23 protein-coding genes are annotated in these 25,637 nt (G+C 68.2%); 16 read left to right on the top strand and 7 right to left on the bottom strand.

The window, feature by feature from the left end; genetic code table 11:
* The first annotated feature begins 67 nt into the window (after positions 1 to 67).
* The gene (locus D7252_RS03415) at positions 68 to 1,453 is read left to right on the top strand and encodes a glycine--tRNA ligase (RefSeq protein ID WP_120774111.1); all 1,386 of its coding nucleotides are present in this window, start codon (positions 68 to 70) and stop codon (positions 1,451 to 1,453) included.
* 10 nt (positions 1,454 to 1,463) lie between these two features.
* Here the strand turns inward: D7252_RS03415 and D7252_RS03410 are convergent, their stop codons facing one another.
* From D7252_RS03410 to D7252_RS03400, 3 genes are read right to left on the bottom strand one after another with little or no spacing between them, the layout of a single operon-like run.
* On the bottom strand, positions 1,464 to 2,429 hold the full coding sequence (locus D7252_RS03410; protein WP_120774110.1) for a YafY family protein: 966 nt from the start codon (positions 2,427 to 2,429) through the stop codon (positions 1,464 to 1,466).
* A gap of 28 nt (positions 2,430 to 2,457) precedes the next feature.
* Positions 2,458 to 3,051, bottom strand: coding sequence for a dihydrofolate reductase family protein (locus tag D7252_RS03405; RefSeq protein ID WP_120774109.1), 594 nt, complete (start codon positions 3,049 to 3,051; stop codon positions 2,458 to 2,460).
* Positions 3,048 to 3,899 carry a metalloregulator ArsR/SmtB family transcription factor gene (locus D7252_RS03400; protein WP_120774108.1) on the bottom strand — a complete coding sequence of 284 codons (852 nt, stop codon included), beginning with the start codon at positions 3,897 to 3,899 and terminating at the stop codon, positions 3,048 to 3,050. Before D7252_RS03400 ends, D7252_RS03405 begins: the two co-directional genes overlap by 4 nt.
* A gap of 109 nt (positions 3,900 to 4,008) precedes the next feature.
* Between D7252_RS03400 and D7252_RS03395 the strand changes: the two genes are divergently transcribed.
* Positions 4,009 to 5,160 (top strand): epoxide hydrolase family protein, encoded by a 1,152-nt coding sequence (locus tag D7252_RS03395; protein ID WP_120774107.1) that lies wholly within the window; start codon positions 4,009 to 4,011, stop codon positions 5,158 to 5,160.
* A gap of 2 nt (positions 5,161 to 5,162) precedes the next feature.
* Here D7252_RS03395 and D7252_RS03390 read toward each other — a convergent pair whose 3' ends face one another.
* Together D7252_RS03390 and D7252_RS03385 are read right to left on the bottom strand one after the other, a co-directional pair.
* Complete coding sequence (locus tag D7252_RS03390) at positions 5,163 to 5,777, bottom strand: HhH-GPD-type base excision DNA repair protein (protein WP_120774106.1); 615 nt, start codon at positions 5,775 to 5,777, stop codon at positions 5,163 to 5,165.
* 32 nt (positions 5,778 to 5,809) lie between these two features.
* Positions 5,810 to 7,147: a glutamyl-tRNA reductase gene (locus tag D7252_RS03385; protein ID WP_120774105.1), complete on the bottom strand. Its 1,338-nt coding sequence runs from the start codon at positions 7,145 to 7,147 to the stop codon at positions 5,810 to 5,812.
* A gap of 71 nt (positions 7,148 to 7,218) precedes the next feature.
* Here D7252_RS03385 and hemE point away from each other — a divergent pair, with 71 nt between their 5' ends.
* The 10 genes from hemE to D7252_RS03335 all read left to right on the top strand — a co-directional run bounded on the left by hemE (position 7,219) and on the right by D7252_RS03335 (position 15,875).
* Positions 7,219 to 8,241 (top strand): uroporphyrinogen decarboxylase, encoded by a 1,023-nt coding sequence (gene hemE / locus D7252_RS03380; protein WP_120774104.1) that lies wholly within the window; start codon positions 7,219 to 7,221, stop codon positions 8,239 to 8,241.
* A gap of 23 nt (positions 8,242 to 8,264) precedes the next feature.
* A complete protein-coding gene (gene hemG, locus D7252_RS03375) occupies positions 8,265 to 9,806 on the top strand; it encodes a protoporphyrinogen oxidase (RefSeq protein ID WP_120774103.1) in 1,542 nt (513 codons plus the stop codon).
* Positions 9,807 to 9,946: 140 nt separating this feature from the next.
* A complete protein-coding gene (locus D7252_RS03370) occupies positions 9,947 to 10,366 on the top strand; it encodes a hypothetical protein (RefSeq protein ID WP_120774102.1) in 420 nt (139 codons plus the stop codon).
* 2 nt (positions 10,367 to 10,368) lie between these two features.
* On the top strand, positions 10,369 to 10,776 hold the full coding sequence (locus tag D7252_RS03365; RefSeq protein WP_183055159.1) for a phage holin family protein: 408 nt from the start codon (positions 10,369 to 10,371) through the stop codon (positions 10,774 to 10,776).
* Entirely contained in the window at positions 10,763 to 11,038 is a 276-nt protein-coding gene (locus D7252_RS03360) for a hypothetical protein (RefSeq protein ID WP_120774101.1), read from the top strand. The genes D7252_RS03365 and D7252_RS03360 overlap by 14 nt, the downstream gene beginning before the upstream one ends.
* Positions 11,039 to 11,085: 47 nt before the next feature.
* Positions 11,086 to 11,763, top strand: coding sequence for a hydrogen peroxide-dependent heme synthase (hemQ, locus tag D7252_RS03355; protein ID WP_120776775.1), 678 nt, complete (start codon positions 11,086 to 11,088; stop codon positions 11,761 to 11,763).
* 8 nt (positions 11,764 to 11,771) lie between these two features.
* A complete protein-coding gene (hemC, locus tag D7252_RS03350; protein ID WP_120774100.1) occupies positions 11,772 to 12,767 on the top strand; it encodes a hydroxymethylbilane synthase in 996 nt (331 codons plus the stop codon).
* Positions 12,764 to 13,558, top strand: coding sequence for a uroporphyrinogen-III synthase (locus tag D7252_RS03345; protein WP_120774099.1), 795 nt, complete (start codon positions 12,764 to 12,766; stop codon positions 13,556 to 13,558). Before hemC ends, D7252_RS03345 begins: the two co-directional genes overlap by 4 nt.
* On the top strand, positions 13,555 to 14,532 hold the full coding sequence (gene hemB, locus D7252_RS03340; protein ID WP_120774098.1) for a porphobilinogen synthase: 978 nt from the start codon (positions 13,555 to 13,557) through the stop codon (positions 14,530 to 14,532). Before D7252_RS03345 ends, hemB begins: the two co-directional genes overlap by 4 nt.
* Positions 14,533 to 14,540: 8 nt before the next feature.
* The gene (locus D7252_RS03335; protein WP_120774097.1) at positions 14,541 to 15,875 is read left to right on the top strand and encodes a glutamate-1-semialdehyde 2,1-aminomutase; all 1,335 of its coding nucleotides are present in this window, start codon (positions 14,541 to 14,543) and stop codon (positions 15,873 to 15,875) included.
* 24 nt (positions 15,876 to 15,899) lie between these two features.
* Here the strand turns inward: D7252_RS03335 and D7252_RS03330 are convergent, their stop codons facing one another.
* Complete coding sequence (locus D7252_RS03330; RefSeq protein ID WP_120774096.1) at positions 15,900 to 17,342, bottom strand: HNH endonuclease signature motif containing protein; 1,443 nt, start codon at positions 17,340 to 17,342, stop codon at positions 15,900 to 15,902.
* Positions 17,343 to 17,476: 134 nt separating this feature from the next.
* On the opposite strand from D7252_RS03330, the gene D7252_RS03325 reads away from it, so the two are divergent.
* A complete protein-coding gene (locus D7252_RS03325; RefSeq protein ID WP_120774095.1) occupies positions 17,477 to 17,926 on the top strand; it encodes a hypothetical protein in 450 nt (149 codons plus the stop codon).
* Positions 17,927 to 18,029: 103 nt separating this feature from the next.
* Here D7252_RS03325 and D7252_RS03320 read toward each other — a convergent pair whose 3' ends face one another.
* Complete coding sequence (locus D7252_RS03320; RefSeq protein ID WP_120774094.1) at positions 18,030 to 20,135, bottom strand: ATP-binding cassette domain-containing protein; 2,106 nt, start codon at positions 20,133 to 20,135, stop codon at positions 18,030 to 18,032.
* 112 nt (positions 20,136 to 20,247) lie between these two features.
* On the opposite strand from D7252_RS03320, the gene D7252_RS03315 reads away from it, so the two are divergent.
* From D7252_RS03315 to D7252_RS03305, 3 genes are all read left to right on the top strand, one after another.
* Positions 20,248 to 21,309: an enoyl-CoA hydratase/isomerase family protein gene (locus D7252_RS03315; RefSeq protein WP_120774093.1), complete on the top strand. Its 1,062-nt coding sequence runs from the start codon at positions 20,248 to 20,250 to the stop codon at positions 21,307 to 21,309.
* Positions 21,310 to 21,619: 310 nt separating this feature from the next.
* Positions 21,620 to 23,347, top strand: a complete 1,728-nt coding sequence (locus D7252_RS03310; RefSeq protein ID WP_120774092.1) for an ABC transporter ATP-binding protein — start codon at positions 21,620 to 21,622, stop codon at positions 23,345 to 23,347.
* Complete coding sequence (locus D7252_RS03305) at positions 23,344 to 25,614, top strand: ABC transporter ATP-binding protein (protein WP_120774091.1); 2,271 nt, start codon at positions 23,344 to 23,346, stop codon at positions 25,612 to 25,614. Before D7252_RS03310 ends, D7252_RS03305 begins: the two co-directional genes overlap by 4 nt.
* Positions 25,615 to 25,637 lie beyond the last annotated feature (23 nt).

The raw sequence follows: 25,637 nt of genomic DNA, 5'->3' as shown, positions 1-25,637 counted from the left end.
TTTCGCGCGGATACACTGGAGATGCCCGTGCTCACGGGTTCTCCCACAGCCGACCATTGGAGCCACCGTGGCCGAACAGTCCCGTCTTGACAAGGTCATCGCCCTCGCCCGCCACCGCGGGTTCGTGTTCCAAGCGGGTGAGATCTACGGCGGTTCGCGATCGGCCTGGGACTATGGTCCCCTCGGCACCGAGCTCAAGGAGAACATCCGCCGCCAGTGGTGGCAGACCTTCGTCCGCGGCCGTGGCGACATGGTCGGCCTCGACTCGAGCATCATCCTGCCCAAGCGGGTGTGGGAAGCGTCCGGTCACGTCGCCACCTTCACCGACCCGCTCGTCGAATGTCTGCAGTGTCACAAGCGCTTCCGCGCCGACAACCTCGTCGAGGACTTCGAGGCGCGCAAGGGACGCAAGGCCGAGAACGGTCTTCTCGACGTGCCGTGCCCGAACTGCGGCACCAAGGGCCAGTACACCGAGCCGAAGTCGTTCTCGGGTCTGATCAAGACGTACCTCGGCGTGGTCGACGACGAATCCAGCCTGTACTACCTGCGTCCCGAGACGGCTCAGGGCATCTTCGTCAACTTCTCGAACGTGCTCACCGCGAGCCGCAAGAAGCCGCCGTTCGGCATCGGCCAGGTCGGCAAGGCCTTCCGCAACGAGATCACCCCCGGTAACTTCATCTTCCGCACGCGCGAGTTCGAGCAGATGGAGATCGAGTTCTTCACCCCTCCCGCCGAGGCGCAGCAGTGGTTCGAGCACTGGGTGGAGGCGTGCTGGAACTGGTTCATCGATCTCGGTATCGACGCCGAGAACATGCGTCAGTTCGATGTGCCCGAGGATGACCGGGCGCACTACTCCGCCGGGACGATCGACGTCGAGTACAAATTCGGCTTCGTCGGCAAGGAGTGGGGCGAGCTCATGGGCGTCGCCAACCGCACCGATTACGACCTCTCCAGCCACAGCGAAGCGTCGGGCCAGAGCCTCACTTACTTCGACCAGGCCACCGGCGAGCGTTATACCCCGTACGTGATCGAGCCGTCGTTCGGCCTCACCCGGGCCATGATGGCGTTCCTCGTCGATGCGTACCGCGAAGAGGAGGTGCCCAACGCCAAGGGGGGCACCGACGTGCGCACAGTGCTCAAGCTCGACCCGCGCCTCGCCCCGGTCAAGGCTGCAGTGCTGCCGTTGTCGCGCAACGAGAAGCTGTCTCCGCTCGCGCGCGAGGTCGCCGACACGCTTCGCAGTTCCTGGGCTGTCGACTTCGACGATGCCGGCGCCATCGGGCGACGCTACCGCCGACAGGATGAGATCGGCACCCCGTTCTGCGTGACGGTCGACTTCGACTCGCTCGACGACCGTGCCGTCACCGTGCGCGACCGCGACACGATGGCACAGGAGCGCGTGTCGATCGACGGGCTGCACGCTTACCTGGCGGAGCGCCTGAAGGGCGCCTGACCGCCGGAGCTCAGGGGCGCGGAGAGCCGGCGACCGCGCGGGCGTAGCGCTCGGAGAGAACCTGCAGACGAGGGATGAGCTCCGGCGGCGATTCGACGGTGAAGTCCATCATCAGCATCCCGATGTACGCGGCGACCGTATCGAGGCTGTCGGCGCCGGTGACGAGGATGCAGTGCTCATCGTCGACCGGCTCCACGACACCGACGGCGGCGTGGATCCGGTCGAGCACGGCCTCGGCGGGGGCATCGATGCGCAACCGCGCGTGGACGACCCACCCGCTCACGGCGATCGTGCGCATCGCGAACGCCGTGTAGTCGCCGCCCGGAAGGGGTTGCGGGTCGAAGCGCCGCCGCGTCGGCATCCGCAGTGTCATCCAGTCGACGCGGTACGTCGCCCACTCATCCGTCTGCGGGTCTCGCCCCACCAGGTACCAGCGCCGATGCCAGGTGAGCAGCCGGTACGGCTCTACCAGGACCTGCGCATCCTGGTAGTCGAAGCGCAGCCACTCCGTGTTCCGGATGGCACCCGCGATGGCCTGCAGCGTCGCGGCGTCGACTTCCGGATCGGGCGCATCTGTGTCGTTGTTCTCGGGCGCCCTGTCGACGCTCGATCGCAGTGCGTCGACGGTGGGGCGCAGGTGGGAGGGCAGCACCTGTTCGAGCTTGGCGAGGGCCCGCGCCCCCGACTCGGCGACTCCGGCGATTCCCGCGGCGGCGCGCAGGCCCACCGTCACCGCCACGGCCTCTTCATCGTCGAGCAGCAGGGGTGGCAGCTTGCCGCCGGCGCCGAGACGGTAGCCGCCCACGGGGCCACGTGCGGCATCCACCGGGTAGCCGAGGTCGCGCAGGCGGTCCACGTCGTGGCGGATCGTGCGCGTCGAGACTCCGAGGCGCTCGGCCAGGTCGCGTCCAGAGCGTTCCGGACCGGTCTGCAAGAGCGAGAGCAGAGACAGGAGGCGGGCGGTGGGGTCGGTCATGAGGACTCGGTCCGGTCGGCGGTCGCGATCAGCGAACTCGGTCGTATGTCAGGGCCACGACGCCGTCGCCCGACTCCGCGCTCGCCAGCGTCCACGCTGATGGCGGGATCTCGCCGTCGAACAGACGCGCGCCGCCGCCGAGGATCTGTGGGAACACCGTCAGTGAGAGGCGGTCGACGACGTCGGCCGCCAGGAGGGCCCTGATCACGCTGACGCTGGCGAAGACGACGATGTCGCTGCCTGGTTCGCCCTTGAGGCGGGCGACCACGTCGGCGGCGGGTTCGTCGAAGACCCGGGCGTTCGACCAGGGTGCCGATTCGAGGGATCGTGAGAGCACGACCTTCTCCGCGTCGCGCATCCAGGCTCCGTATGCGCGGTCTCGCGAGTCTGCGTTCTCATCGTCGGCGACCGTGGGCCAGTACGCGAAGAATCCTTCGGCGTTCGTGCGACCGAGCAGGGCGGTCGTCGCGTTCTGCCAGAGGCCGGTCAGATGGTCACGGGAGACGTCGCTGAGAGCATAGGGCATGAGCCAGGACATGTCTGCCGGGTCTCCCGGCCCTTGGTAGAAACCGTCCAGACTCAGGGCGATGTTCGCGACGACGCGACGTTCGTTGGTGCTCATTGCGATTCCTTCATGGTGGAGGTGGAGGTGGAGGTGGATGATGTGGCCGCGGTCAGAAGCGCCGCCAGTTCGTCGAGGCACTCGTTCCAACCGAGCTCGATCCCGGCGACGAACTCGGCGGACGGTATGACGGTGTCGTCGAGGAGGAGGCGGACCTCCAGCTGCGTGCCTTCGTCGGCGTCGGCGATGTCCCAGCGGTAATGACCGGTGAAACCGATCGTACCGTCGGCCAGCCGAGGCGACAGGGTGAAGTCGATGCGGGAGTGCGGCGCGACGTGGTCGATCACGCCGGTCGCCTCACCGACGACGACGCCGGTTCCACGCGTGTCCGCAGCGTCGACGTACACCTGGGCGATGGGGTCGCCCACTCGCGTGCCGAACTCGATGTGAGCCAATCGCAGACCCGAGGGTGCCCACCACCGGCGCAGAAGGTCCGGCTCGGTGAGATGCTCCCAGGTGGTCGCGAGGTCAGCCACGAGGGGGCGCCGGAAGACGTACTCGCGACCGTCCGCCCAGCGGTCGCGATCGGCGGCTTCGGTCTCGGCTACGACGGCGGCCGAGTGCTGGTCGAACTGCACGCGACCGGACGCTGCGCGCTCGCCGATTCGAGCGATCTCGGTGGCCAGCGCGCGCAGCGCCTCTGGTTCGAGCGCATAGATCCTCCGCTGTCCGCTGCGCCGCGACACCGCGACTCCTGCGCGTTCCAGGGTCTGGAGGTGCTTGCTGGCTTGCGGCTGGCGTAGTCCGGAGAGTTCGGCGATGACGCCGACCGATTGCGGGCGGTCGGCCAGGAGCAGCACGATTCGCCATCGTGCCGGATCGGCGAGTGCCGTGAGCCATTCGATCATGGTGTCAAGTATTCGCGCAAAAGAATATTCCTGTCAATGACTATTTTGAACGGGTCGGTCCAACTGATTAGGAACATATCCGACCTATTAGTCTCATATCGTCGGAGACATGAACAACACAACCTCCTCCCTCAGCATCCGCCCCTTCCTCGTCTCCGTCTCCGACGCCGCGGTCGCCGACCTACACGACCGCCTCGCCCGCACCCGCCTTCCGCAGCCCGCACCCACGGACGACTGGGATGCCGGCACCCCGAACTCGTACCTTCGCGAGGCGATCGCCGCCTGGCGGTCCTTCGACTGGGCGGCCGCCCAGGAGCGGATCAACGCCGTCCCGCATTTCGAGACGGAGATCGACGGGCAGACCGTCCACTTCATCCATGTCCGCTCCGCGCACGCGGGCGCCACTCCGCTGCTGTTGGCCCACACCTACCCCGGGTCGAGCGTCGACTATCTCGACATGATCGACATCCTCGTCGACCCGGTGGCGTACGGCGGGCGGGCCGAGGACGCCTTCGACGTCGTGATCCCGGATGCTCCCGGCTACGGCTTCTCGCAGCCGCTCGCGTCTCCGGGCTGGACGGTGGGACGCGTCGCGGCGGCCTATGACCGACTGATGCGTGCCCTCGGTTACGACAGCTATGGCATCCACGGCTCCGACAACGGTGCGATGGTCGCCCGCGAACTCGGGCTGCTCAGCCCCGCGGGCTTTCTCGGGCTGCACGTGCTGCAGCTGTTCTCGTTCCCCTCGGGCGACCCGTCCGAGTTCGAGAAGCTGGAGCCGGCCGACTACGCCGGGCTCGAGCACATGCAGTGGTTCCAGTCGGTGGGCGGCTACAACACGATGAACGCGTCGCGCCCACAGACGGTCTCCGTCGGCATCAGCGATTCCCCTGTCGGGCTCCTCGCCTACAGCGAGCTGTTCAACTCCTTCGGCAACGGAACGTCCCTGGTGCCGTTGGAGAAGATCCTTCTCGAGGTGAGCGTCAACTGGTTCGCCAACGCCGCATCGGGAATGAGCCGCAGCTACCTCGAGAACGCGCGTGCTGACGGCGGCGAGGATGCCGAGCCGCAGATCAACGCCGCTCCGACCGGGGTCGCGGTGTTCAAGGACGACTTCCAGACGATCCGGGTCTTCGCGGAGCGCGACAACTCGAACATCGTGCACTGGAGCCGCTTCGAGGAGGGCGGCCACTTCGCCGCGCTGGAGCGTCCTGAGGTTCTCGCCGGCGACATCCGGGAGTTCTTCGCGGAGCTCCGCTGAGGCTAGCTCTGCTCGCTCGGCACAGGGAGGGCTTCGGTCTCGCCCGTCGCCTCTGCTCTCGCCGCCGCCTTCATCGCCTTCTTGTGCTCCCGCACCTTCGTCAGCGATTCGGGCGAGACGATGTCGGCGACGCTGCGGAACGAACCTTCCTCACCGTAGACGCCGGCGGCTTCGCGCCATCCCGGGCCGCTGAACCCGTACTGCTTGCCCAGCAGTGCCAGGAAGATCTTCGCCTTCTGCTCACCGAATCCGGGGAGCGCCTTCAGTCGCTTCAGCACCTCGGCACCGGACGGGTCGCCCTCGGTCCAGAGAGCTGCCGCATCGCCGCCCCAGTCGTCGACGAGCGTCTGGCACAGTGTCTGCACGCGGGTGGCCATCGACCCGGGGAAGCGGTGCACGGCCGGAGCCTGCCGGAATGCCTCGAGGAACTCGTCGGGTTCCATCGCGGCGATGGTGGCGGCATCCGTCGCTCCGGTGCGCTGCTCGATCTTGAGCGGACCGGCGAACGCCGTCTCCATCGGGATCTGCTGATCGAGCAGCATCCCGACGAGCAGAGCCAGCGGGTTGTCGGTCAGGAGTGCATCGGCAGCGGTGTCGCCGGTGATGTGAAGAGCCATGGCTTCATTTTCGCACCGGCTGCGCCGACTCGTCAGGCGATCGACGATTCCGAACCCAGTTCGGACACCGGATTCGCCGGCGCGATGTCGTACAGGGCGGCGAGGGCGGCGGTGAACTCGTCGGCGCGGCCGGCGGCGGCGAGTTCGTGGGCGCGGGTCGTCGGCGTGTGCAGCAGCACTCCGGCGAGGTGACGGAGAGCCTGCTCCACGCGGCCGTCTTCGTCGCCGCGAGCACGAGCGCGACCGATCTCGGCGTCGAGCAGCGAGAAGATGTGCGAGCGCAGCGCGACGATCGAGGGAGTCACGCTCTGTCGGGCCCCGACGACGTGGAAGGTGTCTGCGGCCTCACGCACGACGGTGCGCGCCGCATCCGTCGCTTGGAGTTCTTCGAGCGGAGCGTGCAGGCGGATCGTCTCGAGATCGAGGAGAGCGACGCCCTCGAGCGACGCGATGGCGGGGTCGACGTTCCGCGGCATACCGAGGTCGACGACCAGTCGCGACGGTGAACCTGTCGAATGCGTGCTCGAGCCGATCGAGGGGCCGACGGGGCAGCCGACGGCTTCGATGGCCGCAGGGAGTCGAAGATGCTCCGGGCCGAGGACCGGCTCGGTCGCGCTGGTGCAGGTGATCAGCAGGCTCGAGTGCGCGGCGGTCCGGGCGTAGTCGGCGGCTGCGACCGGGCGGATGCCGTGCTTCGCGGCGAACACCTCGGCACGGCCGGACGGGGAGTACACCGAGATGTCGGCAGCGCCGCGCTCGCGCAGGGTGGCGAGTGTCACGGCGGCGTAGGCGCCCGTGCCCACCAGCAGCACGCGCTCGGTGGACCAGTCGGCGATCCGGCTGTCGGCGAGCTCCAGCGCGAGGCGCACCAGGGAGCGACCGGCGCGACCGAGCGCGGTGACGTTCTTGACCTTGCGCTGCGCTTGGCTGGCGCGCTGGAAGAGGCGCTCGAGCTCGGGAGAGGTGGTGCCGTCGGTGCGGGCCGACTTCAGCGCGCGACGTACCTGGCCGGCGATCTCGCCCTCGCCGGAGACGACCGATTCGAGGCCGGATGCCACGGAGAAGAGGTGCTCTGCGACTCGGCGCCCCGAGTGCACCTCGTACGCGCCGTCGAACTCCTCGGCCGAGACGCCGGTCACCGACTCGACGGCCTCGAGCACGGCTTCGACGCCGATCGCGCCGGCGGCGGTGACGGGTTCGTCCATCTCGACGTACGCCTCGAACCGGTTGCAGGTCGCGAGAACCACCGCACCCTGCACGCACGGCGTCATGTCCACCACGGTGGAGGCGACGTCGTCGGGGGTGCGGCTCAGGCGTTCGAGCAATTCGAAGGAGGCGGTCTTGTGACTCGCCGTGACACACAGCAGCACCCGTCGATTCTACCCGAGCCCCGGCGGGGTATCTCCGCAGGCTCACAACAACCGGATGGGAGGATGAGAGCATGGCCCTTTCCGACGCCCCGCTGCTGCGCGCCCTCGCCGGCTCCCGTCCTGCCCACGCCCCGGTGTGGTTCATGCGTCAGGCCGGGAGGTCGTTGCCCGAATATCGCGAACTGCGGGTGGGAACGCGGATGCTGGATGCCTGCCTCACCCCCGATCTGGCGGCCGAGATCACCCTGCAGCCCGTGCGTCGACACGGCGTCGACGCCGCGGTCTTCTTCAGCGACATCGTCATCCCGCTGCGGCTCGCCGGCGTCGACGTCGAGATCGAACCAGGACGCGGCCCGGTCTTCGCGAACCCCGTGCGCTCGGCATCCGACGTGGATCGGATCACGGCCATCGACCCGGATTCGCTCGATGGCACCGCGATCGCCGAAGCGGTGCGGATCGTGACCGCCGAACTCGGCGACACCCCGCTCATCGGGTTCGCCGGCGCCCCGTTCACCCTCGCCGCTTACCTGGTCGAGGGCGGCCCGTCGAAGGAGCACCTGCGCGCTCGAGCGATGATGCACGCCGACCCCGACGCCTGGAACCGCCTCGCCGGATGGCTGGCGCGGGTCTCGCGACGCTTCCTGGAGACGCAGCGCGACGCCGGCGCATCCGTGGTCCAGCTCTTCGACAGCTGGGCGGGCTCTCTCAACCCGGCCGACTATCGCGCCTTCGTCGCCCCGCATTCGCATGCGGCGCTGGAGGGCATCGGCATCCCGACCATCCACTTCGGAGTCGGCACCGGACCGTTCCTCGCCGACATGCGCCTGGGCGGCGTGGCCGACGGCGTCGGTGTCGACTGGCGCCAGCCGCTCGATGAGGCGGCGGCACTCCTCGGCCCGGACGTGACCGTGCAGGGCAACATCGATCCCGCGCTGCTCTCAGCTCCATGGCCCGTCTTGGAGACGCACGTGCGCGACGTGATCGAGCGCGGCCGTGCGGCACGCGCGCACATCGTGAATCTCGGGCACGGGGTGCCTCCGGAGACAGACCCCGATCAGCTCACCCGCATCGTCGAACTCGTCCACTCGACCTGACCCCGAGTGGAAGAATTGACGGCATGACCGCCGAACCCTCAGCTGCGCCCCCCGAACTGGCTGCCCGCGCCGCCGAGAAGCACGTCGTCGTCATCGGCGGCGGCGTCGGCGGACTGATCGCCGCCCGTGAGTGCGCGAAGGTCGGCATGCGCGTGACCCTGCTCGAATCGGCCGATGCCGTGGGCGGTGCGATCCGTCGGGTCGAACTCGACGGTGTCGTCGTCGATGCGGGCGCCGAGAGCTACGCCACCCGCGGCGGACACGTTCGCGAGCTCCTGGGCGAACTCGGCCTCACCGACCGGATCGTCGCCCCGGATGCGGGGAAGGCGTGGCTGGCGGGAATCCCCGGCGTGGGAGCGGCACCGCTGCCGGTCGGAGGCATCCTCGGCATCCCGGGCAATCCGTTTCAGGATGACGTCCGGCGGATCATCGGCTGGTCGGGTGCCTGGCGCGCGTATCTCGACCGTGTACGTCCTCCGTTGACCATCGGACACCAGCTCAGCCTCGGCAGGCTGGTCTCGTCACGCATGGGCGACAAGGTGCGCGACCGGCTCGTCGCACCGGTGACGACGGGCGTCTACTCCGCCTCCCCGGATGACGTCGATGTGGATGTCGCGGCTCCGGGGCTCAATGCGGCACTCACTCGCGTCGGATCGCTGTCGGGTGCGGTGCAGGCTCTCCGCGCGGAGGCGGCGGCGCGCGCCACGGCCGGCCCGACCGAGGCGAAGGCGCCGGGCGCTGCCGTCGAGGGGCTCAGCGGCGGGATGGGCGTGCTCGTCGACGCGCTCGTCGCCGACCTGGTCCAGCTGGGTGCGGACGTGCGCACCGGCGTCGAGGTGCAGAGCATCGCGAAGACCGACGCGACGTGGCGGATCGCGGCGAAGACGGCGATCGAGTCGGGGGCAGAACCGGAAGCAGATCCGGAAGCAGATCCGGAGTCCGAACCCGAGCTCGTCGACCTCACGGCGGATGCCGTCATCGTCGCGACCGCCGAATCCGCTGCCCGCTCCCTTCTCGCACCCGTGGTCCCTGCGCTCGCCGCCGCCGAATCGTCGTCGTCACCAGAGGTCGAGATCATCACCCTGCTTCTCCGTGCACCACGGCTGCAGGGTGCCCCTCGGGGAACGGGCGTCCTGACGGTGCCGGGCAGTCACACGGCGAAGGCGCTGACTCACTCCACGGCGAAGTGGAGCTGGGTTCGTGACGCTGCGGGCGATCGCCACGTCGTACGGGTGTCGTTCGGCGCTCAGGGAGAGGCTGCGGCCACCGCCGGGTTGGACGACGATGCCGCCGCCGCCCTCGCACTGCGCGAGGCGTCCGCTCTGCTCGGAGTGCCGCTCGGCGCGGAGACGCTCGTGGCCGCGCACCGTTCCCGTTTCGTGCAGTCCCAGCCGGCCTCGATCATCGGATCGGGTGAACGCCGCGCCGCCGCGCGCGCCGCAGTACAGGCCGCGCCCGGTCTCGCGGCGGTCGGCTCCTGGCTTGCCGGCACGGGTCTGGCGCAGGTGATCCCGGACGCGAAGGACGAGGCCGACCGCCTCCGTCGAGCCCTTCTCTGGCACTGATGAATCGCCGGTGTCAACCCCTGGCGGTACAGATGCCGAAATCGGCATACGGGGCTACGCTGGAGACCTGACCGGGGGAGCAGACCTTCGATCATCGTCCGCATAGGGCGAATCAGGCCGGAACAACGTGAGGAGACCCCATGAAGGGGAAAATCGGACTCGTCGTAGGACTCGGCGTCGGCTACGTGCTCGGCACTCGTGCAGGACAGGAGCGTTACGAGCAGCTGAAGACGCAGTGGCAGAAGGTCTGGAACACGGACCAGGTGCAGGATCAGGTCGACAAGGTCAAGGGTTTCGTCGGTGACAAGGCCGCCGCTGTCCCCGGGGTCCTGTGGACCGGGGCCGTGAAGGTCGTCAAGTCGGTCACGGGCGAGGGGAGCGCGGGCGAGAAGCTCGACGCCGTCATCTCCTCCGGCAAGGAAGCCGCAGAAGACGTATCCGAGGCCACGGAGGATGCGGTCGAGGAAGCCAAGTCCCGGAACGCCGGTCCCGCCGGCGCCGGTGCCACGACTGCCAGCGTCACGAGCAAGAAGCCGGCTCCGAAGAAGCCCGGCGTCTGATCATGGCTCGCGGATACCGGGATCGCGCCGACGACAGTCTGCTGACCGTTCTGGGCGACCTGCCCGAACTCGTCACCAAGCTCGTCAAGGCAGAGATCGACGCGGCGAAGGTCTGGATCTCGAAGACGGCGAAGGATGCCGGAATCGGCTCGGTCTGGTTCCTCATCGCGCTGTTCTTCCTGTTCTGGGCGGTGCCGGTCATCCTCGTCTTCGCCATCGCGGGGCTTTCCTCCTGGTGGCCGGTCTGGCTGTCGGCAGTCGCCGTGCTCGGCATCCTCCTCGTCGTGGTCCTGTTGTTCGCCCTGCTCGGCATCCTGAAGTTCCGCAAGGTCCTCGCTCGCGAGAACCCGGGACAGGCTGTCGCGCAGGACATCCGAATCGTGAAGGAGGCCGGCAATGACAATCTCTGAGCCGTTGCTACCCCGCACCGTCGTCCCGGCAGGCATCCTCGATCCTCGTGAGTCGGCGCGCGCTGAACTGAAGGCCGCCCTGGCCGCGATCGAGATCAAGGGCAACATTCCGCGGCGCGTGGAGCAGGCGTCGACTCGCGCCGTCGCCGATGCTCGTGTCTTCGCCGATCGCAACCCGATCGCGGCGATCGCGGCCGCTGTCGGCATCGCGGCGGTGGTAGGCGGAGTCGTGTGGGCGATCGCCCGCGCGGTCGCCCGCTGACGACTCGCGCATTCGCGGCTCCCGCGCGAAAGGGGCAGACTGGAGACATGTCCGAAGAGCGCGAAGAGAACCCGTCCGGCTTCACCTTGTGGGCAGTTTGGCGACGCGATCCCGGGGTGCCCGTCACCGAGAACGACTCGACGGAACTCGAGACGATCGTCTCTCACGTCGAAGACTCCGGCGTCACTGTGCGTGGCTTCTACGATGTGTCCGGACTGAAGGCTGACGCGGACCTCATGGTCTGGCTCCATGGTGAGACCGCCGAAGAGCTGCAGAAGGCGCTGCGACGCCTGCGCCGGACCGACCTTCTTCGCTCGCTGATCCCCGTGTGGAACGTCATGGGCGTGCACCGCGATGCGGAGTTCAACCGGTCGCACGTTCCCGGCTTCCTCCGCGGGGTGGAGCCGAAGGACTGGCTCTGCCTGTACCCCTTCGTTCGCACTCCCGAGTGGTACCTGGCGGCCGAAGAGGACCGCCGCCGCATGCTCGCCGACCATGGTCGCAAGGGGGCGGCTTTCAAGGGCGTCATCGCCAACACCGTCGCTGCGTTCGCGCTCGGCGACTACGAATGGCTGCTCCCGCTCGAGGCCGATGACGTCACGGAACTCGTCGATCTCATGCGCGATCTCCGCTACACCGATGCGCGTCTCTATGTGAAGGAGGAGGTGCCTTTCTACACGGGGCGCCGCCTGCGCTTCGACGAGATCGCGGACGTGCTGCAGTAGGCGCGCGGATGAGCATCCCGATCCGTCTGGGCACCCGCCGCAGCGCTCTCGCGCAGGCGCAGTCCGGTCATGTCGCCACCGCCCTCGAGAAGATCGCGGGGCGCCCTGTCGAGTTGGTCCCGATCACCAGCGAAGGCGACACGAACCGCGCCTCTCTTTCGGAGATCGGCGGTCTGGGAATCTTCGCCACCCGGCTTCGCGAGGCGCTGCTGGCGGGCGAGTGCGACTTCCTGGTGCACTCGCTCAAAGACCTGCCGACCGCCATCCCGGCCGGACTCGTGATCGCCGCGACTCCGACGAGAGAAGACGCGCGAGACGTGGTCCTCACCCGCGGCGGCGTCGCGCTGCACGACTTGGCGCCCGGCAGCACCGTCGGCACCGGGTCGCCGCGCCGCATCGCCCAGGTGCATCGCCGTGCACCGCATGCGGAGGTCGTCGACATCCGCGGCAACGTCGACTCCCGCCTCGCACGCGTCGCGTCGGGAGAGCTGGATGCGGTGATCCTCGCGGCCGCGGGGTTGTCGCGGCTCGACACGAACACGCCATTGCAACGCGAGGAGCTCGGGCTCGCCGAGTGGCCGACCGCCCCAGGGCAGGGCTCGCTCGCCGTCGAGACGCGAGCGGATGCTCCCGCCGACCTGCTCGCCGCGCTCGCCGAACTCGACGACTGGAACACTCGACTGGCGATCACGGTCGAGCGCGCAGTCCTGGAAGGCCTCGACGCCGGATGCCAGGCGCCGATGGCCGCACACGCGGTCGTCGAAGAAGGGTCGATCCGCGTCAGGACGGTGGTCTACGCACCCGACGGCAGTAACAGGATCGGCCTCGACGTCACGGAACCGCTGAGCGGGGAGTATATTCGTCGGAACGGCAGTGGCAATGGAGCGGATACTGCCGATGGTGCAGACCCGATGCGCGCAGCACGCGAGCTCGGGTTCACTCTTGCCCGTCGGCTGCTCGATCAAGGGGCGGCTGGACTCGTCTCCCGAGAGCATTCCTCATGACACCCGATTCGAAGCAGGACCGACCGTTGGACGGACGACGCATCCTCGTGCCCCGGGGAGGCCCCTGGGGTGATGGCGTCGCCGCGAGCCTCCGTTCCCACGGAGCCGTGCCGGTGGTGGCTCCGCTGATCAACTTCGCGCCGACGACCGACCAGGCGGGTCTGGACGTCGCGCTGGAGCAGCTGGCTGCAGGGGCGTTCGACTGGCTGACCGTCACGAGCGCGACCACCGTCGACGTGCTGTTCGCGCATCGCGCGGTGGTTCCCCGTTCGACCAAGATCGCTGCGGTCGGCGAGACCACGGCGGCGGCTCTGCAGGCCGTGGGGTACGAGGTCGCGCTGGTTCCCGACCAGGACAACTCCGCTGAGGGGATGGCGGAGCAGCTGATCGCTCTGGAGACGCAGCCCCGCCGCATCCTCGCCCTCCGCAGCGAGATCGCGAAGCCCGTGCTCAGCAAGCTGCTCTCGCAGGCCGGGCACGACGTCGCGAGCGTCGTCGCCTACCGCACCGTCGGAGTTCCCGTGACCGAGCGCATCCGGCGCGACGTCGAGAACGGCCGGATCAACGCCATCCTCATCACCAGTGGCTCCGTGGCGGAGCAGGTGCGCGCGCAGTTCCCGCACATCCCCGACGACACCCTTCTCGCCGCGATCGGCCCGCGTACGGCGAAGGACGCGCGCAAGGCGGGCCTGTCGGTTTCCGTCGTCGCAGACAAGCAGACCGTCGATGCGCTGATCGACGCCGTCTCGCAGTTCACGCTCCCGCACTCCGCTGACGAGTTCGCGCCGTGAGCTTCCCGGAAGTCCGGCTGCGGCGTCTTCGTCAGTCGCCGGCGGTTCGCAACCTCGTGCGCGAGACGTCGGTGCGGCCGGCGCAACTGGTCTTACCGCTCTTCGTCCGCGAGGGGCTGACCGAGCCGTCCGCGATCGGTTCGATGCCGGGCGTCCTTCAGCACTCGGTCGATTCGCTGCGCGCCGCAGCTGTGGAGGCTGCGGAGGCCGGTGTCGGCGGCGTGATGCTCTTCGGTGTTCCGGCTGTGCGCGATGCGCGAGGGTCCGGGGCGGATGATCCGCACGGCATCCTGAATGTCGCGACCGAGGCGCTGGCCGCCGAAGTCGGCGACGCGCTGGTCGTGCAGACCGACCTCTGCCTGGATGAGTTCACCGACCACGGTCACTGCGGAGTTCTCACCGCCGACGGGGCGGTCGACAACGATGCGACGCTCGAACGCTACACATCGATGGCGCTCGCCCAGGCGCGCGCCGGTTCGCAGCTGCTGGGGCTCTCGGGGATGATGGACGGCCAGGTCGCCGTCATCCGCGCCGCTCTCGACGCGGAGGGTTTCACGGACGCGCTGCTGCTCGCGTACGCCGCGAAGTACGCGAGTGCGTTCTACGGGCCCTTCCGCGAGGCCGTCGACTCGCAGTTGCAGGGCGACCGCCGCACGTATCAGCTCGATCCCGGCAACCGTCGGGAGGGCGTGCGTGAGGCCGTCGTCGACGAGGCGGAAGGCGCCGACATCGTCATGGTGAAGCCGGCGATGTCTTTCCTCGACGTTCTGCGCGAGGTGCGCGACACGGTGCACGTCCCGGTGTGGGCGTACCAGGTGTCCGGCGAGTACGCGATGATCGAGGCCGCCGCGGCGAACGGTTGGATCGACCGTCGTGCCGCGATCCTGGAGTCGCTGCTCTCCATTCGCCGAGCGGGCGCGGACGCGGTGCTGACGTATTGGGCGACCGAGGCTGCCCGCTGGCTCGACGACTGAGGAGTCTGATGACCGACCGCAATGACGACCTGTTCTCGGCTGCCAGGGCAGTCATCCCCGGTGGGGTGAACTCGCCCGTGCGCGCCTACGGCTCCGTCGGCGGCACACCGCGGTTCCTCGCCTCGGCGAAGGGAGCGACGGTCACGGATGCTTCCGGCCGGCGGTACGTCGACCTGGTGGCCTCATGGGGGCCGGCTCTCCTCGGGCACGCGCATCCCGAGGTCGTGGCGGCCGTGCAGGAGGCCGCAGCGCGAGGACTGTCGTTCGGCGCTCCGACCGAGGGTGAGGTCGAACTGGCGACCCTGATCGCGGATCGTGTCCGATTCGGCGACGTTCGCCCCGTGGAGCGGGTGCGTCTGGTTTCGACGGGCACCGAGGCGACGATGACCGCGATCCGCCTGGCGCGCGGGGCGACCGGTCGCGATCTGCTGGTGAAGTTCGCGGGGCACTACCACGGTCATTCGGACGGGCTTCTGGCTCAGGCGGGTTCCGGCGTGGCGACGCTGGCACTTCCCGGGTCCGCGGGGGTCCCGGGGCCGATCGCCGCACAGACGCTGGTCATCGGCTACAACGACCCGGATGCTCTCGCCGCGGTCTTCGCCGAGCACGGGCACCGCATCGCGGCGGTCATCGTCGAAGCGGCGGCTGCCAACATGGGCGTCGTCGCGCCGTTGCCGGGGTTCAACCGCCTCATCGCAGACACCGCGCACGCCCACGGTGCCCTGATGATCCTCGATGAGGTCCTGACGGGGTTCCGCGTGCATGCTGCCGGGTTCTGGGGGCTGCAGGCTGCTGCGGGGGAGGAGTACGTGCCCGACATCATCGCTTTCGGCAAGGTCGTCGGCGGCGGGATGCCCTTGGCCGCGCTCGGCGGTCGGGCGGAGATCATGGATCTTCTCGCGCCGCTCGGGCCGGTGTATCAGGCGGGGACGCTCTCGGGGAACCCGCTGTCGGTCGCTGCGGGGCTCGCGACGCTGCGCGGGGCGACGCCGGAGGTGTACGCGACCGTGGATGCGGCATCCTCGCGGCTGGCCACGGCGCTCGATCGGGCTCTCGCGGACGCGGGAGTGACCCACGCGGTGGCGAAGGCCGGCAGTCTGTTCAACGCGTCTTTCCGTGCTTCTGCTCCCCGCGACTACGACGAAGCGCAGGCGCAGGAGTCGTTCCGCTACGCGCCGTTCTTCCACTCGATGCGGGAGCAGGGTGTGGCGCTGCCGCCGAGTGTCTTCGAGGCGTGGTTCCTCACGGCTGCGCACGGCGACGAGGAGCTTCAGATCATCGAAGCGGCCCTGCCAGCCGCGGCTGCGGCCGCGGCGGCTGCCGTCGCCGTTGCTCCGGCGTGAGACCGGTGCGGCTGCGGCGGCTATTCAGACGAACATGACTCTGCGCGGCGCTGCATCGGTGTAGCTGCGCCCGATCGGGCTGATCCACTCGATGTCCCCGCCGGGGAGTTGTCGGGCGGTCCATCGATATCGCTCGTGGATATCGGGATGCTTCAACGTGTGGTGCCCGATGCAGAAGTGACTGAGATTGTCTGTCGAAGTTCTGCCGCCCTTGGCATGGTCGTGATTGTGATCGATCTCGCAGCGATGGACGGGCATACGGCACCCGGGGAACCGGCAGTGCTGATCTCGGGCACGCAAGTGCCGCCGCATCGCCTCGGTGGGGGAGTAGGTGTCGGTGGCGGTCACCATGCCGGAGTGATCGAGGAACAGGCGCGACCATCCGCGGCACCGACCTGCGAGATCTCGGGCGATGTCGGGGTGCAGAGGGCCGACGCCATCGAGCTCTGCGGGGCGATCATCGGCACCGATCAGGGAAGAAGCGGCGATGGTGACCTGCACCCGCGCCTGCACCCCGTCGAGCCCGGTGCCGTTCGCCTCGGACGGATCGGTCGTGAGGAGGAGGTCGCTCAGCAGATCGGCGCGAACCTGGTCGACGGTGCGCTCGTCGGACGGCAGGTGCTCAAGGTCGGGAGAACACGGATCGAGGGTGAAGGTACCGTCTTCTCCGAAGATCACGTGGTCATCGAACCGGTGCTCGTTGAGGGCGGGATCGTCGCGGCGCGGGTCGTCGGGCGCCAGATCGTGCAGATAGATCGGGTCTGGTCCAGCATCGAGGGCGTCGGAAGTGAGAGCAGGCGTGTGATCGTCGCGGGTGGCGATCAGCTTCTCAGCGAGCCGGGTGAGACGGTCGAGGATGGCGGCGGCGAGGTGCTCGGGGAGCACGATCTGCAGCATGGCCAGGCCGTCATCGAGCGAACGCATCGTGACCGAACGCTCGCCGCGGGCTCGGCGATGGCGATCGTTCAGCGTCTCGCCGGCGAGGGACGCAGCGATCTGACGCACCATCGCTCGTGTGCGACCCGGAGTTTCGCGCTCGGCCACCACGAGAGCCGCCGTGTCGTAGAGACTCAGGGCTTCGGGAACGGCCCGCCCCTCACGAACCGCCTGCCGGACGATCATCGCTGCCCGAACGATCTCTCGCACGTGCGCGGCGGTGATGTCGCCGCGACCAAAGGACTCGCGGATGGCCGGGTGCGCATCGTCGAGGAAGTAGGCGTCGGAAAACGCGTACTCGACGCTGCCCTTGGCGACACGGCCGGCGGCCGAGTACTCGGCGATCATCGACCGATGAATCGCCTCCCGGTGATGCGGGTGCTCCCGAACGTCGGCGTCGAGATCGCGCACGCGGTCAGCGAGAAGCGTCGACGCTTCGGCCTCCATGATGGCGATCTGACGCCGCTTCTCGACCCACGCATCGAGCAGCTCGCGACGCTGCTCGATGGTGTCGTCGGAGTGGGTGGCCATGCCTCTAGTATAGAACATATGTTCGAATACCGAAAGAGGCGATTTGTGCAACACGGGGCGCGCCACAACGGATCGTTGCTTTCCTGTGAGCAACTTCCAGACAACGGGAAGGCCCGCGCTGGCAGACTGGGGGCATGGTGACGTTGCTGTTGGATCAGACGCAACTGGAGATCGTGCTCTCCCCGATCGAGCGTGCCGCCACCTTCCATCGGCAGAATGTTCGCGTCGCGCGCGAGACCATCGCCAAGGTGCAGCTCATCGAAGATGCCTGGACGTGGCTGCGCGGGGTGCCGAACCCGGGTACGCACATCCCCGGCGTCCTCGCCGCGGGGAGCTGGAAGGCGGCGGGGAGTCTCGACTTCGTGCTCATCCGCCGTCGCCGCCCCAGCGTGGTGATCGACCTCGAGGGCGACGAGCACTATGGTCGGCTGATCCTGACCACGCGGCACGGTCTCGCCCTCACCCATGCCCTTCGACTCGACGTCTCCGACGAACCGACCACTGTCGAAGAGATCGTCGCGACCGCCCCGGTCCCTGTGTCGAAAGGAAGCCGTCGCCCGGTCATCCGCCCACGGCCGGCCTGACTGCGGCATCCTGACTGCGGCATCCTGACAACGGCATCCTGACAACGGAACGCCCTCCGCCACCTTCGGGTGGGGAGGGCGTTGTCGTCAGCGCAGAACGCGCTCACTGCGGGTGATGGTCACCGTCGTGCTCGTCGTGCTCGTTGTGCTCGTTGTGCTCATGGTGCTCGTTGTGAGGGTCGTGCTCGTCGTGCGGTTCGTGATCCTCTGAAGTCTCGACCGCCTCGGCGCTCGAGACCGTGTCGATCACGCCCGTCGATGCGACGCTCCACTGACGGCCGTCGTCGGTGGTTGCACCCTCGTGCGACGCGCCGCCGTCCACCGACGACTCTGCGCCGCCGAGCGGATAGTCCTTCGGCTCGTCGTCGTAATACGCGCGAGCGGCGGCGGCGAGCATCGAGGTCACGGCGGCGGAGCGAGGGTCGTCCTCGCCCTCCTGCGTGGGGCTGTCTCCGATCGAGTCCGCACGCTCTGCTGCCCCCGGTGCGTCGCTGTCGGCGTCGCCTGCATCCCCGGCTTCGCTCTCGGCTTCGCCCCCGGCTTCGCTCTCGGCTTCGCCGGGAGCATCCGTCTCGTCGAGCTCGGCGAAGAACTCCACCCCCACGGACTCGATCTCGCCCGTCGTCAGGCTGCCGTCGTCTGTCGGGTTGCTGTCGTCGTCGGCCTCGCCGGACTCATCATCTTCGCCGGCCTCGCCGGCTTCAGGTGCCTCGTCGACCGCCACAGTCTCGTCGGTAGTGCCGGCCTCATCGACCGCGAGGGCTGCGTCGACCGCACCGGTCTCGTCGACTGCACCGGTCTCGTCGACCCGCGCGGTCTCGTCGGTCGCGTCACCGACGCCGACGCCCTCATCGACCGGTACCGGCTCTTCCGCTGTCGCCGACTCCGCGGGTGCTTCAGACTCCTCGAAGACCGCTGCGAGGCTGTGGTGCGCCTGCTCGGGCGCCGGTGTCTCGGCGGTGTCGGAGGCCGCACCGAAGAGGATCTCGTCGAACGACCTCGCTGTCGTGGATCCGGCGTCCTGCTCGACGGTCGCCTCCGTCGCGGACGCCCTCTCGGTGATCTCCTCGACCAGGCTGACCTGGACCGAAGCGTGATCAGCGAGCGGCGTCTTCTCAGAACTCGGTGCCCCGCCGTCCGTGTCGCTGCTGACGTCGTGCGACGCGGCTGTCGCATCCGGCAGCTTCGACGCGTCGGAAGCCTCATCCGAGTCCGCCGTACCCTCGTTGTCCGCGCCGATCGCGACAGTGGCCACCGAGCCAGAGCTCTCCGGGGCCATCAGCTGTGATGCGGCGGATTCGACGCGCGGCCTGAGCTTGCCGCCGCGCACCAGGTCCATGAAGACGTCCTCGAGGGTGGGCCCTCGCTGCACGAGTGTGCTGAGGGCGATGCCGGCTGCAGCGGCGACGGCGCCGACCGTTCCGGCGTCGCCACCTCGCACGGTGAGCCCGGAGCGCAGCACCTCGACGTCGAATCCGGCTGCCGACAGGGCGGAGGTGAGCGCGCCCCGGTCGCTGGCGTCGACCACGACGGATCCTGCGTTCGGGTCGGCGAGTTTCTCGATGCCGCTCGCCAGGACGAGGTGCCCCTTGGACAGGACGAGCACGTTGTCGGCGACCTGCTCGACCTCGCTGAGAAGGTGGGAGGAGACGAGGACGGTCCGGCCTTCGTCGGCCAGGCGCCGCATCAGCAGTCGCATCCACCGGATGCCCTCAGGGTCGAGCCCGTTGGCGGGCTCGTCGAACACGAGCGCCCCGGGATCACCGAGAAGGGCGTGCGCGACGCTCAACCGCTGGCGCATGCCGAGCGAGTACCCGCCGATGCGCGTATCGCCCTCTCCTTCGAGGCCGACCAGCGAGAGCACCTCGTCGACACGCGAGAGCGGGATGCCGTTGGCTTTCGCCGCGATCGTGAGCTGGCGGTTGGCGGTGCGCCGCGGCCGGTAGGCCGTCTCCTCCAGCACTGCACCGATCGTGCGCAGCGGCTGACGGAGCTCCGCATATGCAATGCCACCGATCGTGGCCGTTCCGGACGTCGCGCGAATCTGGCCGAGCAGAATCCGGAGCGATGTGGTCTTGCCCGCCCCGTTCGGGCCGAGGAAGGCGGTGACAGCACCGGGCTCGACGCGTGCGGAGAAGTCCGAGACAGCGGTCACCTCATTGAAGCGCTTCGTCACATTCGTGAACTCGAGCACCTGTCCGTCGGGCATCCGCGACCTCTCGTTGCAATGAACAGTTCCCCCTATCCTGCCGGAAAAGCGCTCGGATCGCGTATTTCGTGCGGATGCCGGGCCGTCGGGGCGACGGAGTAGCCTGGCATCCGTGACCGATTCGACCTCCGCGCCCCGTGTCCTCGTCCGCACGGAAGGGGCCCTCGGGAGGCTCACCCTCAACCGTGCCGAGGCGATCAACGCGTTGGATCTCGGCATGATCGAACTCCTCACTCAGGCGCTCACCGCGTGGGTCGACGACACAGACGTGCAGATCGTCCTGATCGACGGGGCGGGGGAGCGTGGGATGTGCGCCGGCGGCGACGTGCGGGCGCTGCATGGGCAGATCGTCGCGGGGCAGGCGGAGCGGACCGCGGAGTTCTTCCGGGCGGAATACGCATTGAACGCGCTGATCGCCGAGTATCCGAAGCCGGTGGTGGCGCTGGCGGACGGCATCACCATGGGTGGCGGGATCGGCCTGGCCGGTCACGCCGCCATCCGCATCGTCACCGAGCGCTCGAAGCTCGCCATGCCGGAGACCCGCATCGGTTTCACGCCCGACGTCGGTGGGACCTGGCTGCTGGGCCGGGCCCCCGGTCGGTTCGGCGAGTACTTCGGACTGACGGGCGCGAGCATGAGCGGGGCGGATGCGGTGCACCTGGGTTTCGCCGATCACTTCGTGCCGTCCGAACGGCTCGACGCTCTTCGTGAGGCATTCGCCTACCGTGCCGATCCGACCGGGCCCAGCGAGATCGTGCTGCTCTTCGACGAGACGCCGGATCCGAGCCGGCTTCCCGCATCGCAGGGATGGATCGACGAGGCGTTCTCGGCACCCGACGTCGTCGGGATCGTCGAGCGGCTGCGCGCATCGCAGGCTCCGGATGCTGCGGCCGCCGCCGACGTCCTGGAGGGGCTCGCTCCCACCGCCCTCGTGGTCACGCTCGATGCCGTGCGCGAGGCCCGCGAGGCCGCCGGGTTGCGGGAAGCGCTGGAGGGTGAATACCGACGCGTGCTCTGGTTCGTCAACGAGCATCCGGACCTGGTCGAGGGCATCCGCGCGCAGCTGGTCGACAAGGACCGCACTCCGCGCTGGGATCCGCCGACTCTCGCCGAGCTGCCGGCGGATGCCGGTGCGGCCGCGCGGGACTATGTGCCGGAGCATCCGCTCTTCTGAGTCCGGGCGTCGCCCGCGGACAACTGTCAGACCGCTCGGTACACGTGTCGGGAGTGTTGACGGATGTCGGATGAAACATCCCGAATCGGCCCGCGGAGTGTGAAAATCCCCGCCAACTGTGTGGGCTCGACTTCTTCGTCCCGGTCTAGAAACCGCTGGCCGCAGGCGAAATGGTTCGCTGTCAGCGAAGGTACGCCTCAAGAGGGATACGAATGTCCGCGCTTCGTGGCACCCTTTGGTGTGGCCGATTGTCGGTCGGCATCCGTCTGCCGAGAAATCCGCCGTTCCACCCTTCCTAGAAAGTGCGCCTGTGCTGGGAAAAATCCTCCTCCGTTACCTGTCTCGCTATAGGTGGCTCCTGCTCGGTGTGCTGGTCTTCCAGCTCGCCAGTGCGGCGGCGACCCTGTACCTCCCCCGCCTGAACGCCGACATCATCGACAAGGGTGTCGCCATGGGCGACACCGGCTACATCTGGAACACAGGTCTGTTCATGCTCGCCGTGTCGCTGGGGCAGATCGTCGCCTCCGTGACCGCGACCTACTTCGCCGCCAGGGCTGCGATGGGCGCCGGGCGCGACATCCGCGCCGACGTGTTCGGCAAGGTCAGCGGCTTCTCCGAGCGCGAAGTCTCGCAGTTCGGCGCCGGCTCACTCATCACGCGCAACACGAACGACGTCCAGCAGGTGCAGATGCTCGCGATGATGGGCGCGACCATGCTCGTCACTGCGCCCCTCCTCGCGATCGGCGGCATCATCTTCGCCGTCCAGACGAATGTCGGCCTCAGCTGGCTGATCGCCGTCTCCGTGCCGCTGCTGCTGATCCTCGCCGCGCTCGTCATCGGTCGCATGGTTCCGCTGTTCCGCACCTACCAGGGCAAGCTCGACAACGTGAACCGCATCATGCGCGAACAGCTCACGGGCGTCCGCGTCGTCCGCGCGTTCGTCCGGGAGCGCATCGAAGAGGAACGCTTCCGAGGGGCCAACACCGACATCATGGTGGTGGGTCGCAAGGTGGGCTCCCTGTTCGTGCTGCTGTTCCCGCTGTTCATGCTGATCCTCAACGTCACGGTCGTCTCGGTCATCTGGTTCGGCGGCATCGAGGTCAACAACGGCACTGTCCAGGTCGGCACCCTCTTCGCCTTCATGCAGTACATCGGCCAGATCATGGGCGGCGTCATCATGGCGAGTTTCATGGCGATGATGATTCCGCGCGCCGCGGTCTCGGCCGAGCGCATCGGCGAGGTGCTCGACTCGGAGTCCACGATGGTCCGCCCGGAGAACGGCGTCACCGTTTTCCCGACACCGGGCTCTGTCGCGCTCGATGACGTCGAGTTCACCTACCCCGGAGCCGACGCCCCCGTGCTCAAGGGCATCAGCTTCGCCGCTCAGCCGGGCGAGACGGTCGCGATCGTCGGTTCCACCGGTTCAGGCAAGACCACGCTCGTCTCCCTCATCCCGCGCCTGTTCGACGTCTCCGGCGGTTCCGTGCACGTCGGCGGCACCGACGTGCGCGATGCCGACGTCGAGGCGCTCTGGGACAGCATCGGTCTGGTCCCGCAGCGCCCGTTCCTCTTCACCGGGACGGTGGCTTCGAACCTGCGCTATGGGCGAGAAGAAGCAACGGACGAAGAGCTCTGGCACGCGCTCGAGATCGCGCAAGGCCGCGACTTCGTCGAGGAGATGCCCGACGGACTCGAGTCGCGCATCGCGCAGGGCGGCACGAATGTCTCCGGCGGGCAACGCCAGCGACTCGCGATCGCGCGTGCGATCGTGCACCAGCCGCAGATCCTCGTGTTCGACGACTCGTTCTCGGCCCTCGACCTGACCACGGATGCCCGATTGCGCCAAGCACTGTGGCGCGAGTTGCCGCACGTCACGAAGATCGTGGTGGCTCAGCGCGTCTCCTCCATCACGGATGCCGACCGCATCATCGTCCTCGACGGCGGGACCATGGTCGGCGCCGGCACCCATCAGGAGCTGCTGGAGACGAGCGAGACCTACCGAGAGATCGTCGAATCGCAGCTGGGGGCGGACGCATGAGCGAGAACGAGAAGCGCCCCACGAAGGGCGCAGAGGCTCGGTCCAGGAAGAATCGCTCGACGACCGCGGTCGTCGAGCCGGAACTGACCGAAGAAGAGAAGTACGAGTTGGAGCTCGCCGAACAGGCGCGCCAGAACTCCGGCGACTGGGACAGCGTCGCACCCGGCAAGGCCGACAACTTCGGGCCGAGCTTCGCGCGGATGATCGGGCTGCTGAAGCCGTCGGCGGTGTGGTTCATCTTCGTGTCGATCCTCGGCGCCATCGGAGTCGTGCTGACGGTCGCGGCACCGAAAGTCCTGGGCGAGGCCACGAACCTCGTCTACAAGGGATTCATCTCCATCCAGCTCGGTCAGCCCAACGGCGACTTCCCCGGCTTCCCCGCGGGGACTCCGCAGAACGTCGTCGTCGATGCGCTCAACGGCGCGGGGCAGACCGACTTCGCCAACCAGGTCGGAGCACTGGGCGACTTCCGCGTCGGTGACGGCGTCGACTTCGGTGCGCTGCGATGGATCATCGCCGCAGTCCTCGCGATCTACGTCGCGGCGGCTTTCCTCACCTGGATCCAGGGCTACGTCATCAACGTCATCATGGTGCGCACCATGTGGCGCCTGCGTGAGGCGGTCGAGGCGAAGATCAACCGCCTGCCCCTGTCCTACTTCGACAAGGTGCAGCGCGGCGAGCTGATCTCGCGCGTCACGAATGACATCGACAACATCACCCAGACGATGCAGCAATCGCTGTCGGGAGCGCTCACCTCGGTGCTCACGGTCATCGGCGTCCTGTTCATGATGTTCACGATCTCGTGGCAGCTGGCGCTCGTCGCGCTCGTCACGCTCCCGCTGATGGCCGTCATCTTCGGCGTCATCGGACCGCGGTCGCAGAAGGCGTTCGGTTCGCAGTGGCGCAAGGTCGGCCGGCTGAACGCTCGTGTCGAAGAGGCGTTCTCGGGCCACGCGCTCGTGAAGGTCTTCGGCCGCGAGAAAGACGCGCTGGACAAGTTCCAGGTCGAGAACGAAGAGCTGTTCCAGGCCAGCTTCAAGGCGCAGTTCCTCTCCGGCATCATCATGCCGGCGATGATGTTCGTCGGAAGCCTCAGCTACGTCGGAATCGCCGTGCTCGGCGGTCTGATGGTCGCCAGTGGGCAGCTCAGACTCGGTGACGTGCAGGCGTTCATCCAGTACTCGCAGCAGTTCACGCAGCCGCTGTCGGAGCTGGGTGGCATGGCCGCGGTCGTGCAGTCCGGCACCGCGTCGGCCGAACGGGTCTTCCAGCTGCTCGACGCCGATGAGCAGGAGGCCGACGATTCGGATGCTCCGGCACTCGCCGACGGCAAGGGTGTCATCGAGTTCGAGAACGTCACGTTCTCGTACACGCCCGAGCGTCCGCTCATCAACGATCTGTCGTTCCGGGTGGAGCCGGGGCAGACCGTCGCGATCGTCGGTCCGACGGGCGCGGGCAAGACGACGCTCGTGAACCTCATCATGCGGTTCTACGAGCTCAGTGGCGGCCGCATCCTGCTCGACGGGCAGGACATCTCGGAGATCACCCGCGACGACCTGCGCTCCCGCACCGGCATGGTGCTGCAGGACCCGTGGTTGTTCGCCGGCAGCATCCGCGAGAACATCCGGTACGGTCGCTCCACCGCGACCGACGAAGAGGTTCTCGCAGCGGCGAAGGCGACCTACGTCGACCGATTCGTGCACGCTCTTCCCGAGGGTTACGACACCGTGCTCGACGAAGACGCCTCGAACGTCTCCGCAGGTGAGCGTCAGCTCATCACCATCGCGCGGGCATTCGTCGCGCAGCCGTCGATCCTCATCCTCGACGAGGCCACGTCGGCGGTCGACACCCGCACCGAGCTGCTGCTGCAGCACGCGATGGCGGCGCTCCGTCACGGGCGCACGTCGTTCGTGATCGCGCACCGACTGTCGACCATCCGTGACGCCGACCTCATCCTCGTGATGGAGCACGGTGACATCGTCGAGAAGGGCACGCACGACGAGCTCATCACCGCGCAGGGTGCGTACTGGCGCCTGTACCAGTCGCAGTTCGAGCAGGCGGCGACGGACATCGACGCTGAAGAAGCTCTCACCGGGACGACGCCTGTCGTCGTCACCGGCGACGCTGACGGGTCGGACAGCGCACAGGAACAGGCGAGTGACGCGGTTCGCGGCGTCACCGTCGGAGCCCAGGCGCCGGCGTCAGAAGCCGCGGCCGCCAAGGCCGTGATCGAAGACGGGGCAGACGATTCGGGCTCTCGGGCCTGACATCCCCCAGTGAGACGCCCCGC

The organism is Microbacterium sp. CGR2 (genome assembly GCF_003626735.1).
In the GTDB taxonomy this organism is placed as follows: domain Bacteria; phylum Actinomycetota; class Actinomycetes; order Actinomycetales; family Microbacteriaceae; genus Microbacterium.
The sequence above is the reverse complement of the archived record's forward strand: the minus strand, read 5'-3'. Positions and strand labels throughout refer to the sequence as shown.